Below are 13,518 nucleotides of genomic sequence, written 5' to 3' on the forward strand. Positions count from 1 at the left end.
CACCCGGTGGCTTTCGCTCCTTCAATATAGCCATTGCATTCGATGTCGCGCTTCGCTTTTTCGCTCGCTGGGCAGCGCGCTTGTCCTCGATGTTGCAGATCATCAACCACAGCGTTTTCAGCGCCGCGGTGTCGTTCGGGAATTGCCCGCGGTTACGGGTAGCTTTACGCAGTTCAGCGTCGAGCGATTCGATCGAGTTTGTGGTGTAGATCACCCGGCGAGCCGCTGGCGGGAACTGCATAAACGGCACGAACCGGTCCCAGGCGTCGCGCCAGACTTTGACCGATTGCGGGTATTTACGGCCCAGTTCACTGGCTTCGAACGCGTCCAGGGCGTCGCGGGCAGTGTCCTCGTTGGCGGCCGTGTAGACCTCACGTAACGCACGGGAGACACCTTTGTGGTCCTGATACGACACCCACCGGTTCGCAGCTCGGTTCAGGTGCGCAATACAGGTCTGCACCATGGAATTCGGCCAGGTAGCCTCCGCTGCTTCCGGCAAGTCTTTGAGCCCGTCGTAGCACACGATGAACGCGTCTTGGACGCCACGGTTGGTCAGATCTGCGCAGACTGATGCCCAGAAGGCGGCACCTTCATTGTCAGCGATCCACAATCCCAGGATGTGCTTGATGCCGTCGATGTCCACACCGATTGCCATATAGCAGGCCTTATTGACCACGCGGTGGCCATCGCGGATTTTCACGCGTAGCGCGTCGAGGAATACCACTGGGTAGAACTCGTCGAGTTGGCAGTTTTGCCAGATCAGCACCTCATCAGTCTAAAGACCAGGATCCCTTTTCCACCGTTTCCCTGCGGTGAGGGAGGGGGCTTTGGTGATCCTAGGGTTCGGGGCGTGGCGCTGGCCAGCCGCTGCCCGGTGGGGTTGGGATGGTGGGATTTGGGGGGGACGTCGCCAAGCAATGCAGCGCCAGAAGTATGCGATAATTCGAGAATGATTACCGTAGGCGACATCGCAGGCCAGATCGGAACCCCTCTGACAGGAAACGCCACCAAGGTGCTGCTCCTGGGAGCGGGCGAGCTGGGCAAGCAGTTGGTCATTGCCTTTCAGAACTTAGGGCTTGAGGTCCACGCCGTGGACCGCTACGCAGGAGCACCCGCGCAGCAGCTTGCGCACTTTAGCTATATTGCAGACATCAGGGACCCGCACAAGGTGTGGGAGCTGACCGAGCGCATCAAACCGGACTACGTGGTCCCGGAAGTGGAGACCGTCGCGGTGGAGGCGCTGAAGCGGATTGAGGAATTCGGCACCACCGTTGTACCCTCGGCGCGGGCGTGTGAGCTAACACAGTGCCGCGAGAGCGTTCGTGAGGTGGCTGAGAGCATCGGCCTGCCTGTCACGGCCTATCGCTTTGCTGAGTCCGCTGAAGAGTTGCAGGACGCGGTGGGGGAGCTGGGGCTGCCGTGCATCGTGAAGCCGGATATTACGACCTCCGGGAAGGGACACGTCCTTCTTAAGGAAGAAGAGGACGTGGCGGAGGCGTGGTCCATGGTGCGCCACGTGTCTTCGGAGTATAAGCGCGTGGTGGTGGAGCGCTTCGTTGACTTCGATTATGAGGTCACGCTGCTTGCTGTGCGCTCTATTGACCCGGCCACGGGCAAGATGGCCACGTGGTTCAGTGAGCCCATCGGCCACCGCCATGAGAACGGTGACTTGGTGGAATCCTGGCAGCCCATGGCGATGAGTGAGGACGCCCTGGCGAACGCGCGCTCCGTTGCAGCGCGTATTTCTAATGAGTTGGGCGGGCGTGGCGTCTACGGCGTAGAGCTCTTTGTGGCGGGCGATGAGGTGTACTTCTCATCTGTCTCGCCGCGTCCTTTGGATACCGCCATGCTGACTGGGTATACGCAGCGCTTCTCCGAGTTTGAGCTGCACGTCCGTGCGATTCTGGGCTTCCCTATTGACGTGACGTTGGTCAGCCCCGGTGCTGCGGTCATTCTGCACGCGGACGCTGAGCTTGATGACGTCTCCTTTACCGGCCTCGACACCGCCCTTTCCTACGAGGAGACGGATGTGCGTCTGTTTGGTAAGCCGTGGGCCTACGCCGGCCGACGCATGGGCATGGTGGCCACGACTGCTGAGGACGTTGAGACCGCCCGCGACAGGGCAGCGCTGGCGGCTGGAAAGATCACTGTCGGGCCGAATGCTGATAGAACCGTTCACGGTGACTCGCAGCCCGTGGAGACGAACGCCACTGCCGTCTCCGATATTGAGGTCATTGAGGTTCCGGAACCGGTTGTGGACGTCGACCCGAAGCTGACCCGCTCTGCCGATGACTAGGCCTAGTTAAGCGGAGGACTCCTCTAGCCGCGCGATATGCAGCGTCAGGTAGGAGACTTCATCGGGGGTTAATGCACTGTCGAGGCGCAGCTCAATCAGGTTAGCCACCATCTGGGCAGTCTCGACGGCATCGGGGTAGCGTGCGGAGATGGCGGTGGCCACCTGGCGGTCGTCGGAGTCGAGCTGTTGGTGTTCCGCCATGCGTACGAAGAGGTAGCGGAGGTGCGTGATGAAGCGGGCGACGGAGATGTCCTCGCTGTTGAGCTCCGTATCGTTGTGGGAACCGATGACGGCCAGGATCTGTTGGATGAGGCCCGTCATGCGGTAGGTGCCGGAGAGATCCCCCACCGCGAAGCCGGCGTTGACCAGGTGCAGGGTGATGGCCACGGCTTCGTCAGGAGCCAGTGGTTTGTGCAGGCCGCTGTTGATGGCGTCGAGAAGCCGTTGCGCCAGGGCAAAGTCATCGGCGTAGAGGTGGCGCACCTCAGCTTCCAATGGATAGGACACGGTGTTGCCGCGGCTGACCGCGCCGTGGATGTGATCCGCAATAGCCACGACCAGCGTGAGTTTGCTGCGCAGTGCCTCAGACATGTCGACGGAGTGCATGGCGTCGATGACCAGCTGGACGTATTCGCCGGGAATGCCGGCGATCATGGCGGCGAGGTGGTCCGGATCGCGGCCGGAATCAGGGACGAAGACCTTCACCACCTTGGCCGGGTCAACCTCAGTGCCAGGTTTGGCTTGGAAGCCGATGCCGCGGCCGGTGACAATGACGTCCTCCGCGCCGCGCCGTGCGAGCACGACGTTGTTATTGAACACGCGCAACAGTTGCACAGGGCACCTTTCTGGTTGAGCTTAACCGGTTAAGGCTAGCCGGTTGGGGCTAGCCGGATCAGGCTAGTCGGTTGGGGTGAAAACGACTAAAGCCAGCCACGATGGTAGATACATCGAGCCAGCTTAGTCAGGGTTCGTCAAAGGCGTGCTAAAGGTTCCCTAGTGGGTCCTTTAGCGGGTCGTGGTGATGACCGTATCGCCAGCGGCGGCGTGGTTGAGACCAGCCGGGGTGACGGCGGACAGCGCCTTGGTGTTGGTCACGGCAAGGACGATGGTGGTGTCGTAGCCGGCTTCGGTGACCTTGGCGAAGTCAACGGTGGCAAGCAGCTCGCCCTGCTTGACCGTGTCGCCCTTCTTGACGGCCGGGGCGAAACCTTCGCCCTTCATCTTCACGGTGTTGATGCCGATGTGGACGAGGACCTCCACGCCGTCTTCAGTCTTGATGCCGTAGGCGTGGCCGGACTTCATGGCACTCATCACGGTGCCGCTGACCGGGGCGTAGACTTCGTTGTTTTCGGGGACGATGCCCACGCCGTCGCCCAGGGTGCCGGCGGAGAAGACCGGGTCATCGATATCAGCCATGGGAACAACCTTGCCGGCAGCCGGGGAGGCGATGTCGGTGGTGGTGCCAGCGGCAGGCTCAGCGGCCTTGGCCGGGGCGTCAGCCTTGGTGGCGGTTGCGGTGGCGGCACCGGCGCCAGCGCCGGCAGCGGCGGTTGCTGCGGGGGCGTCGGCAAGCGCGGCGTTGTCGGCGGTGTTGGCGTTGTCGAGCTCGGCCTTCTCGGCTGCCTCGCGGGCGGCCTTAGCCTCAGCGCGCTCCTCCGGGGTGCGGTAGTCGGTGAAGAGGATGAGGAAGAAGGCCACGAAGAAGGCCACTGCGATGGCGATGGCGTACTTGGCCATCGGGGTGAAGACCGGGATGGTCAGCAGGGAGGTGAAGACGAAGGCGTCGGTAGTAATGCCGTTCGTGCCCAGGGTCAACAGGGCCACGGTCAGGCCACCAGCGAAGCAGCCCACCAGCATGCGCGGGTAAATCCTCTTGTAGCGCAGGTGGATACCGTAGAGGGAAGGCTCGGACACGCCGCCGAGCAGGCCAGCCAGGAGGGCAGAGCCGGAGGTCTGACGCATCACGGTGTCGTGGTCACGGATGGACAGTGCCAGCACGCCAGCGGTAGCGCCGAAGCAGGCGAAGTTCCATGCGCCCATCGGGCCCTGGATGAAGTCATAGCCCAAGGTTTGAATGTTGACCAGCATGAGGGCGTTGAGCGGCCAGTGCAGGCCCAGCGGGACGAGGAACGGGTAGAGCATCGGGATAGCCAGGGCGAAGACGAACGGAACGTTGTCATTCATCCAGGACAGGCCAGCGCCAATGCCGTTACCGGCCCACACGCCGAACGGGCCAATGAGGAAGGCGGTCAGCGGGATGACGAAGAGCAGGGTGAGGAAGGGGACGAAGACCATGTGCACCGCGGACGGGATGATCTTCTGGAAGCCCTTGTAGAAGAGTGCGGCGACGGCCGCCATGATGAGCGGGACGAAGACGTTTCCGCCGTAGTCCTGCAGCTGCATGGTCAAGCCGAAGATTTCGATGGAGCACTGCTCAGCGCCGAGGGTGTCGTTGGTGACGCACTGGACGGCGGGGTTCTCCGAAAGATTCAGGAACTCCGGGGTGAAGAGCGCCGCCATGATGGTGGCTGGGACCCACGGGTCGATGCGCAGCTTCTTACCAGCGTTGTAGGCCACCATCACCGGCAGGAAGTAGAACACGGAGCGCCACATGGCGTCCACGAAGAACCAGGAGGCAGGCTTGTCCGGGGAACGGAAGTCCACGACGCCGAAAGCGTCCAGGACGGAGGCGAAGGCGATGATGAGGGAAGCGCCCAGCAGCACGCCCAGAATCGGGCGGAAGGAGTCAGAAAGGTACTCGAAGAAGGCGTCCATCCACGGCAGCTTGCCCTTGGACTTGGCGCGGGCGGCGGCCTTGACATCGTCATTAGTTTGGCCGCCGGACTGGTTGCGGTTCTTCATCTGCGGGAGGGCCTTGATCTCGTCATAGACCGTGGCCACGTCACCGCCGATGACAACCTGGTAGTTGCGGCCGCCCTGGGGCACGGCACCCATGACCTTGGGGATGGCCTCGAGTGTTTCCTTGTCTGCCTTGGAGGCATCAGCCAGCTCAAAGCGCAGGCGGGTGGCGCAGTGCGTGAGAGAGGTGATGTTCTCCGCCCCGCCGATGCCATCCAGGATGGCCTCGGCTGCCGAGCGAATATCAGTCGACATGAGAATCCTTTCGCGAGTTAAGGGCCTGTGAAAACCACAAAAGACCTAGGCCACAATGGTTCATAGCGAACCATCCCCACGCGGCTAAGAGTGGGGAGCCTAGGTCTTGCCCGAAGTAACAATCCTGGTTAGGAGCCTACTCCGGGGTGCTCACGGGAGACAAGTTACTGTGGGATAGCACACTGTGGTTCCGGGATAGGTGTCGGTGGCCTGGGAAGTTGATGAGGAAAAGCGTCAAGCGGGCGGCGAGCAGGGATGTGTTCCCGTACTGTGAAAGTGTCGTAGTGTCACTGTGTGTCCCAAATTGTGACCCCGGGTACACACCTTCTATGCAGAGAAAGGTTGGTCATGACCGCCAAGTCCTCACGCAATTCTGCCTTTATCAGCGTCATCGGGCGCGGCTTCGACGGCTTGGACGTTGCTGCTGTGGCTCAGGAACTAGGAGCCACCTTCGCCCAGGTCGATGACTTGGGAACCACGCTCAGCGAGGTTTTGGACAACGCCCCCGCGGGCAACCTGGTCCTTCAGGGAACAGGCGTTATGGACTTTGACGCCAAGGCCGCAGCCGCTCTGGGCCTGCCCTTCGTGCTGGTTTCCGACGCGCCTGACCGCGCCGCAGAGCTGGCACTGGAGCACGCGCGCTCGGTGGGCGCCACCGTGGTGGGCGCGGTGGGCGACGTCTCCTCCGTCCCCAGTGCGATTTCCTCCCTGGAGGACATCGAGCCCTATATGTGCGCCGAGCTCTTCCAGAAGCAGCTTCTGGATCAGGCCCGCGAAATCGGGGCGCACATCGTGCTGCCGGAGGGCGAGGATGACCGCATCCTTCAGGCCGCGGGGGAGCTCATCAAGGGCAAGGTGGCGAAGCTGACGATTCTGGGTGACGGGGACGTCGAAAAGCGCGCCCAGGAACTCGGGATCGACCTGAGTAGCGTGGAGATCATCAACCACCTGGAATCCCCGTTGGCGGAGGAATTTGCAGCGGACTTTGCGGAGCTGCGCAAGAAGAAGGGCGTGACGCTGGAGCAGGCGCGCGAGACCATGAAGGACGTGTCCTACTTCGCCACGATGATGGTGCACAAGGGCTTGGCCGATGGCATGGTCTCCGGCGCGGCGCACACCACGGCGCACACCATTAAGCCTTCCTTCCAGATCATCAAGACCAAGCCGGAGGCTTCCGTGGTTTCCTCCATCTTCCTCATGGTGATGCCGGGCCGCCTGTGGGCGTTCGGTGATTGCGCGGTGAACCCGAACCCGACCCCGGAGCAGCTCGGCGAGATCGCCATCGTGTCCGCGCAGACCGCGGCACAGTTTGGCCTGGACCCGCGCGTGGCGCTGCTGTCCTACTCGACGGGTACCTCGGGCGCTGGCCCGGACGTGGAGAAGGTGACGCAGGCCGTCGAGGTGGCTCGCGGCATCGATTCTTCCGTGGCGGTGGATGGTCCGCTGCAGTTCGACGCTGCCTGTGACCCCGGCGTGGCCGCCAAGAAGGCGCCGGAATCTGACGTTGCGGGTAAGGCTACGGTCTTCGTCTTCCCGGACCTGGAGGCCGGCAACATTGGTTATAAGACGGCGCAGCGCACCGGTGGCGCGTTGGCGGTGGGCCCGATTCTGCAGGGGCTGAACAAGCCGGTCAATGACCTCTCGCGTGGCGCGACCGTTCCGGACATCATCAACACGGTGGCTATCACCGCTATCCAGGCAGGGGTGAAGTAGATGGCGTACGTACTCGTTCTCAATTCGGGTTCCTCCTCGGTTAAGTTCCAGCTGGTGGACCCGGAAAGCTCGGCCACGGATACCCCGCTGGTCTCCGGCTTGGTGGAGCAGGTCGGAGAGCCGCAGGGTGCGGTGACCGTCAAGACGGGCGGTGAGGAATACAAGGAAGAGCTGGAGATTCCTACCCACTCCTTCGGCCTCGACCGCGCGTTCGGCATCATGCACGAGCACGGCGTGGGCCCGACGGATGTCGAGGTCATCGCCGTGGGCCACCGCGTTGTGCACGGTGGGCGCCTGTTCAGCGAGCCGCAGCTCATCGTGGACCAGATTGAGTCCATGATCGAGGACCTCATCCCGCTCGCGCCGCTGCACAACCCGGCCAACCTGGACGGCATCCGCGTGGCGCGCAAGCTGCTGCCGGATATCCCGCACGTGGCGGTCTTTGATACGGCCTTCTTCAACCACATGCCGCCGGCGGCCGCGCTCTATGCCATCAATAACGATGTGGCCTCGCAGTACGATATCCGCCGCTACGGCTTCCACGGAACCTCCCACGAGTTCGTCTCGCAGCAGGTGCCGAAGCTCTTGGACCGCGACCCGGGCCACGTCCACCAGATCACGCTGCACCTGGGCAACGGTGCCTCGGCGGCGGCGATTCGCAACGGCCGCCCGATTGATACCTCGATGGGCCTGACCCCGTTGGCGGGTCTGGCCATGGGCACGCGCTCGGGCGATATTGACCCGGGTATTATCTTCCACCTCTCCCGTGAGGCAGGGATGTCGATCGATGAGATCGATAACCTGTTGAACAAGCGCTCCGGTGTGAAGGGCATTGCGGGTGTCAACGATTTCCGCGTGCTGCGCGAGCGCATCAACAACGAGGACCAGGATGCCTGGCTGGCCTATAACATCTACATCCACCAGCTGCGCCGCTTCATCGGTGCATACATGATTGCGCTGGGCCGCGTGGACGCGATTACGTTTACCGCCGGCGTGGGTGAGAACGATACTGAGGTCCGCCAGGATTCGCTGTACAACCTGGACATGTACGGCATTGACTTCGATAAGGAAGCCAACCTCGTGCGCTCGAAGGAGCCGCGCATGATTTCGACCGCGGATTCCCAGGTCAAGGTCTTCGTGGTGCCGACTAACGAGGAGCTGGCCATCGCGCAGAAGTCCGCGGGCATTGCGGCCATGGCTCGGGAGGCGGGCCTGTACTAGGCCGGGCGTCGGCTATGCCGACGTCTAGAACATCGTGACCGGGCGGACCTTATTGGCCAAGTCCACCAGCGCGTAGCGGTGGCGGGCAAACGGTGCCTGGCGGGCCAGTGCCCGCAGGGTATCCGCCAGGCCATAGCGCAGGCCGCGCTGGGTAAAGGGGAACTCGAAGAGGTCGTTGGGGGAGGCCGCGGCGTCGAGATCTGCCTCGCGCAAGAAGGTCAGCCCGGCGGAGATGACCGCAATTTTGATCTGCAAGAAGCGCGGCTCGTTCTGCGGAATCTCCTCCAAGCGGCGGGCGGCACGGCGGATGCGGGACTCGGAGAGATCGTGCACGATGAGCTGCAGGACCGTGGTCAAGCGGGCCATGCGGTGATGGCGCGACGCATTGGGCACCTTATCCAAGGTAGCCACGGCGAGCTCAACCTGGTGCTCGGCGCGCAGCTGGCGGGCCAGGCCGAAGGCGGAGGAGACCGTCGTCGGGTTCGTGGCCCACACGATGCCGTAGAGGCGCAGCGAGTTGAAGCGCAGGTGGGCCGGATCATCGGTGACGTGGTCCCAGATGCCGGGCTGATCCTCGAAAGCATCGTTGGGCAGATCCGCCAGCGACGTAGTGAGGTTGGCGCAGGCGCGGGCGACGGAGGCGTCGATAAGCGCGGCTTCCGAAAAACCCAGCTGCTGCAGGATGAGCTCGTTGACCGCGCCGATGGCTAGTTTGGGGGCGGCCTCACCGGGCAGCACGTCGAGGACGTGGGCGAAATGGGCCTGGGCCTCGCGGTACTTATCCAGCAGCAGCTCGGTCACGCCCGAGTACCAGTGGAAGCGCCAGTCCTTGCCCAAGCGCTCCTCGATGGAGGTCAGCCACTCGCGTGCCTGGCCGATGTATCCCAGATCAATCATGGCGCGCACCACGCCGAGGGGAATCTCCGCGGACTCCTCGTACTCCGGGGTCTGCATGGCCTGGCGCAGGGTTTCCAGCGCTTCCTGCGGCTCGGTGTAGGAGGAACCCTGCAGCAGCGGGGCGCCGATATCGGAGCGGACGATGAGCGGGATGGGCAGCGCGGAGACCACCTCGGGGGCGGTGATGCGCACGGTGCGGTCGATGCCGTCGATGAGCTGGTCGGTGCGGAAGACCAAGTGCTTCGTGCCGAAGGTCGTACGCTGCGGGGAGAAGACGGAGTGTTGGGCTGGGTGCTGGATGCCATCGCGCAGCGCGATGACCTCACGCAGCACTCCGAAGAGCTGGTTGCGGAGCTCGGACACGGACGCGAAGCGCTGCTCCGGGTCAGGATCGGTAGCGCGCAACAGCAGGCGGTAGAAGGAGAGGTAGCGGCGCAGCAGCGGCTCCTCGGTAGGGGAGGGTAGGCCGGGCTTATAGACGCCATCCTCCACCGGCAGCTTCAACGTCAAGCAGGCCAGTGTGCGGCCGATGGAGTAAATATCGCTGGCCACCGAGGGGCCCTGGGTGGCGATCTCCGGGGCCTGGAAACCCTGTGTGCCATAGATGTGGCCGAAGGCGCCGATGCCGGAGACCGCGCCCAGATCGATGAGCTTGACCTGGTCCTCGGTGACGATGATGTTGGAGGGCTTCAAATCGTTGTAGACCACGCCGCGGGCATGCAGGTAGTCCAGGGCGGGCAGGATTTCCAGGATGTAGGCAATCGCGGTGTCGACCGGGAAGCGGTCATTGACTTGGTCGTTGCGGCGCTGCTTGAGCGAGGGGCCGCCCACGTATTCCATGACGATGAAGCCGCCGGGGACGCGGGGGTCATCGATGAAGTTGAAAATCTTCACGATATTCGGGTGTGTGATGTCCGCGAGGAACTCGCGCTCCGCCTCCGCAGTCGCTGTCTCTTCGGCGGAGTTGGTGGATTGCATGCCCTTGAGCACCACGATGCGCCCGGAGACGAAGTGGTCATTGGCCAGGTAGATCCACCCCAACCCGCCATGGGCGAGCACGCCGAGGATTTCATACTGGCCGGCCACCATGTCGCCCGGCTTGAGCTGCGGGGGTGCGGCGCGGGGCGCATCCTTCGGATCGATGAGCGCCTCGCTGGGATCTACCGGGACCACGAAGGGCAAGGTGGCCATGCCATCGGCCACCTCGCGGTCGGTGCGCTTGGTGGCGCGGCGCTGGCGGAAGGTATCGAGCGCGCGGCGTCGCGAGGCCCGCGAGGGGTCCTCTGCTTTGCGACGATCACGCAGCTGCCCCAGCTCCTCGATGAGTGCCGCGATGTTATCCGAATCGACGTATTCGCCGTCGTCGGGTTTGCCCGTCGCGGTGCCATGCGCGCCGGGGCGGTCCGCTGGGGAGAGGACGGCGCCGGTGGCGCCGAGGTCCTCCTCCTCGAGGTCATCCGCGAAGGGATCGAAGGGGACTGCCGCGGTGCGGTCGGAGGCTTCCGCGTTGTTGGCGCCGGGCGCTGTTCCCGGATCCCCTGGTTCCGCAGGCGAGGCGCCGAGGTGGTGGTCCTCCGAAAAATCATCGTCCTCATCGGCGAAGGGATCGAAGCGCACGGCCTGGGTGGCGTCGGCAGCTTCGGGCTCCACGGCTCCGGGATCTGCGGCTTCGGGCTGCGCGTCTTCGTGCTCTTCGGGCGTGAGGTGGTCGAGCTCATCCTCGCTGAAGCGGTGCGACATTAGTGCCCCTCCTTCTTCTCACCGGGCTGGTTGCTGGTTGGGGAACTCGGCTGCGATTCCGTCGCGGGTGGAGTCTCATCGAGGTACTTCGGTGCCGGGAGCAAAGGCTGTTCCATATAATCCCCCAACCACGTGCTGAAGAGCTTCTGCCAGGTCCCGTCCTTGCGGATGCGCTCCAGCGTGGAGTTGACCTGGCGGATGAGCGGGCGCGAGTCATAAGAGCCATCGGGTTTGCGCACGGCTACGCCATAGCTTTGGCTTTCGAGGGGATCGCCGACGATCTCCGTGTAGCGATCCTGCGCCAGCATCCCGGAGAGCAGGGCATCATCCACCACGATGCCGTCCGTTTGCCCCAGCTGCAGCGCCATGAGGCAATCGCCCCAGGCGCGGGTCTCCAAGATATCGGAAGTAGGCGCGTGCTTGCGTATCGCGTCCACCATGGTGGAACCCTTCGTCGCGCACAAGGTCAACCCGGCGGTATCCGCGATGGAGTGAATGCCGGAGTTCTTCAGCACCAGCAAGCGGGCATCCGTTTGCATATAGGGAATGGAGAAGGCGACTTCGCGCTGGCGTGTGGGGCTGATCGTCATGGTGCGGATGACGATGTCCACCGTGCGGTCGTTGAGGGCACGCGCGCGCTCGGAAGCTTCCACGAAGCGGAAGTCCACCTTGTTGGGATCCCCAAAGATATCGCGTGCAATTTCGCGGGCGATGTCGACCTCGAAGCCGCGGACCTCGCCGGTGGCGGTATCGCGGTAGCTGAGCAGGTTATTGGAGCGGTCCACGCCCACGATGAGCCGGCCGCGCTCCAGGATCTTGGGCACGCGCTCCTTCGGCGTCTTATCGTCCGGGCGGTAGGAGCCGTAGGCTTCGGCATCGCTTTGCTTGGACACCTCACCGCTGCCTGCGGGCTCGATGATGGCGTCCTCCGGCAGCGGCGGGCCCGGCGTGGAATCGAGGTTCGCGGTAGACGGCAGGATGGGATCCGGCGCGCTGGGCGGCTCCGGCTCGCAAGCGCTGAGCGCCACGGCGCTGCTGAGCACGAGCAGGGACACGGTCCAGGCTGGGCGTTTCGTGGTAGGGCGGCGCATCACAGGTACTCCTGCAGACGGGGGCGGATTCCCAACCACACAGCGATAATCGCGCCGAAGGTAGCCAGGAGCACGCCGGTAGACACCATGGTCATGGCGTTGAGCCCCTGGACCAGGTAGGTGCGCATGGCGTCGCGGGCCTGGTCGATGAGCTCGGCCAAGGAATTATCCACGGCGTTGAAAGCACTGGCGGCGGTGGGGTCACCGTCCGGATCGATGGCGGTGGCCTGATACAGCGCGGCATCGTAGTCACCCATGGAGAGATCCTCCATGAAGTTCTCGTGCGTGGTCGTCCAATCCTCCACTGCCTGCTTTGCGCGGGGAATCAGGGTGGGATCGGAGGAGGGGAAGTCGTCGTCGACAAGCGCCTGCTCATAGTCCCGCAGGGCCTGGTTGACGGAGTACACCGTGGAGTTAAAGTGCACGGACATGTCCTGCTGAGAAGAGCGCAGGACCAAGGCGAGGGTCTCCGAGGTGCGCATCTGCTGGGCCTCGATGCGTGAGGCGGTCAGCGAGTCCCAGGGGCGCGACACCGTCTCGAAACCCTGGTGGCCCGAGGCCCACGTGGCGAAGTTGGAGGCGGAGGCCCACACCAGCGCCAGGAACAACAGACCCGTGGCCACCACGAAACCGCGGTTGAAGCGGCGGCGGGTCAGCCGCCACAGCCACCACTGCGCTAGGCCGAGGAAGATGAGAGCGGCGACAAGCCCCGACAACGGCACCCACTGCGGGCGGGTCAGGCGCTGCTGCTGTTGGCTCACCTTTTCCGACGTCAAGGTGAACAGCTCCGCGGCGGCGGGAAGAATCTGGGTCCGCATGAGCGCCGAGGCATTGGACATATAGGAATTCGCCACGGCGTGGCCCGCGCGGTGATTGACGCGGGCCTTTTCCACGAGCGCGGTATACACCGGCAGCTTGCGTTGGATAAAGGTGACGAGCTCGCGCACGCGTTCATCCTCCGCGGAGGTGCCCACGATGGCCTCCGTGGCGGCGACGGAGGCGGCATCGATGGCCTCGTTATAGCGGTTGCGGTTCACCTCCGGCTCCACACCCGCCTGCACGAAGCCGGTGGTGGCTACGGTATCCGCCAGGGACAGGTTGGTGTAGAGGTGGTGCGCCGCATTCGACATCGGCTCGGTGGAGGTCAGCAAGGCATCCAGGTCATCGTGCCTTGAAGCCGAGGATGAAGACATGGAAAAGCCGGCTGCCGCCAGCGCGACGGTGAGGATGACGGTGACCGTAAAAAGCTTGCCGGGCGTGGTGGCCGCGAAGCTATAGAGGCGCCGGATGACGCGCGCGGGGCCGGCGAAGGAGCTCATGGCCAGCTGCGTCGGGCGGCTAAACGCGGGTCTGGCGGGCTCGGTGACTTCATCGAGCCAGTGATCGCCCCATGATTCGGGGGAGTGCTCGCGCAGTTCGGTGGCCGGGCCGGTCATTCCCTTAGGA

At 63.7% G+C, this 13,518-nt stretch carries 8 protein-coding genes and 1 pseudogene; 3 read left to right on the forward strand and 6 right to left on the reverse strand.

The window, feature by feature from the left end; all coding sequences use genetic code 11:
• Nucleotides 1–772: pseudogene (locus tag HMPREF2808_RS00225) on the reverse strand (IS256 family transposase); the annotation flags it as partial.
• Between the two features lie 177 nt (nt 773–949).
• Here HMPREF2808_RS00225 and purT point away from each other — a divergent pair.
• Nucleotides 950–2,296 carry a formate-dependent phosphoribosylglycinamide formyltransferase gene (gene purT / locus HMPREF2808_RS00230; RefSeq protein WP_070596806.1) on the forward strand — a complete coding sequence of 449 codons (1,347 nt, stop codon included), beginning with the start codon at nt 950–952 and terminating at the stop codon, nt 2,294–2,296.
• A gap of 6 nt (nt 2,297–2,302) precedes the next feature.
• On the opposite strand, the gene HMPREF2808_RS00235 is transcribed toward purT, so the two are convergent.
• Together HMPREF2808_RS00235 and HMPREF2808_RS00240 are read right to left on the reverse strand one after the other, a co-directional pair.
• Nucleotides 2,303–3,130, reverse strand: a complete 828-nt coding sequence (locus HMPREF2808_RS00235) for a PRD domain-containing protein (RefSeq protein ID WP_070596807.1) — start codon at nt 3,128–3,130, stop codon at nt 2,303–2,305.
• Between the two features lie 171 nt (nt 3,131–3,301).
• Complete coding sequence (locus HMPREF2808_RS00240; RefSeq protein ID WP_070596808.1) at nt 3,302–5,410, reverse strand: glucose PTS transporter subunit IIA; 2,109 nt, start codon at nt 5,408–5,410, stop codon at nt 3,302–3,304.
• Nucleotides 5,411–5,758: 348 nt separating this feature from the next.
• On the opposite strand from HMPREF2808_RS00240, the gene pta reads away from it, so the two are divergent.
• Together pta and HMPREF2808_RS00250 are read left to right on the forward strand one after the other, a co-directional pair.
• Complete coding sequence (gene pta / locus HMPREF2808_RS00245; protein ID WP_070521628.1) at nt 5,759–7,123, forward strand: phosphate acetyltransferase; 1,365 nt, start codon at nt 5,759–5,761, stop codon at nt 7,121–7,123.
• Nucleotides 7,124–8,344, forward strand: a complete 1,221-nt coding sequence (locus HMPREF2808_RS00250; protein WP_070562459.1) for an acetate kinase — start codon at nt 7,124–7,126, stop codon at nt 8,342–8,344.
• A gap of 24 nt (nt 8,345–8,368) precedes the next feature.
• Here the strand turns inward: HMPREF2808_RS00250 and HMPREF2808_RS00255 are convergent, their stop codons facing one another.
• From HMPREF2808_RS00255 to HMPREF2808_RS00265, 3 genes are read right to left on the reverse strand one after another with little or no spacing between them, the layout of a single operon-like run.
• Nucleotides 8,369–10,981: a tetratricopeptide repeat protein gene (locus tag HMPREF2808_RS00255; RefSeq protein WP_070596810.1), complete on the reverse strand. Its 2,613-nt coding sequence runs from the start codon at nt 10,979–10,981 to the stop codon at nt 8,369–8,371.
• Entirely contained in the window at nt 10,981–12,072 is a 1,092-nt protein-coding gene (locus HMPREF2808_RS00260) for a glutamate ABC transporter substrate-binding protein (protein ID WP_070596811.1), read from the reverse strand. The genes HMPREF2808_RS00255 and HMPREF2808_RS00260 overlap by 1 nt, the downstream gene beginning before the upstream one ends.
• A complete protein-coding gene (locus HMPREF2808_RS00265) occupies nt 12,072–13,508 on the reverse strand; it encodes a hypothetical protein (RefSeq protein ID WP_070622903.1) in 1,437 nt (478 codons plus the stop codon). Before HMPREF2808_RS00265 ends, HMPREF2808_RS00260 begins: the two co-directional genes overlap by 1 nt.
• Nucleotides 13,509–13,518 lie beyond the last annotated feature (10 nt).

Source organism: Corynebacterium sp. HMSC078A10 (genome assembly GCF_001811565.1).
Classification (GTDB): Bacteria; Actinomycetota; Actinomycetes; order Mycobacteriales; family Mycobacteriaceae; genus Corynebacterium; species Corynebacterium hesseae.

What these genes read in the sequence shown, in the direction of transcription:
- purT (WP_070596806.1), top strand. Translation starts at nt 950, where the DNA reads ATGATTACCGTAGGCGACATCGCAGGCCAGATCGGAACCCCTCTGACA.
- HMPREF2808_RS00240 (WP_070596808.1), bottom strand. Translation starts at nt 5,410, where the DNA reads ATGTCGACTGATATTCGCTCGGCAGCCGAGGCCATCCTGGATGGCATC.
- pta (WP_070521628.1), top strand. Translation starts at nt 5,759, where the DNA reads ATGACCGCCAAGTCCTCACGCAATTCTGCCTTTATCAGCGTCATCGGG.
- HMPREF2808_RS00250 (WP_070562459.1), top strand. Translation starts at nt 7,124, where the DNA reads ATGGCGTACGTACTCGTTCTCAATTCGGGTTCCTCCTCGGTTAAGTTC.
- HMPREF2808_RS00255 (WP_070596810.1), bottom strand. Translation starts at nt 10,981, where the DNA reads ATGTCGCACCGCTTCAGCGAGGATGAGCTCGACCACCTCACGCCCGAA.
- HMPREF2808_RS00260 (WP_070596811.1), bottom strand. Translation starts at nt 12,072, where the DNA reads ATGCGCCGCCCTACCACGAAACGCCCAGCCTGGACCGTGTCCCTGCTC.
- HMPREF2808_RS00265 (WP_070622903.1), bottom strand. Translation starts at nt 13,508, where the DNA reads ATGACCGGCCCGGCCACCGAACTGCGCGAGCACTCCCCCGAATCATGG.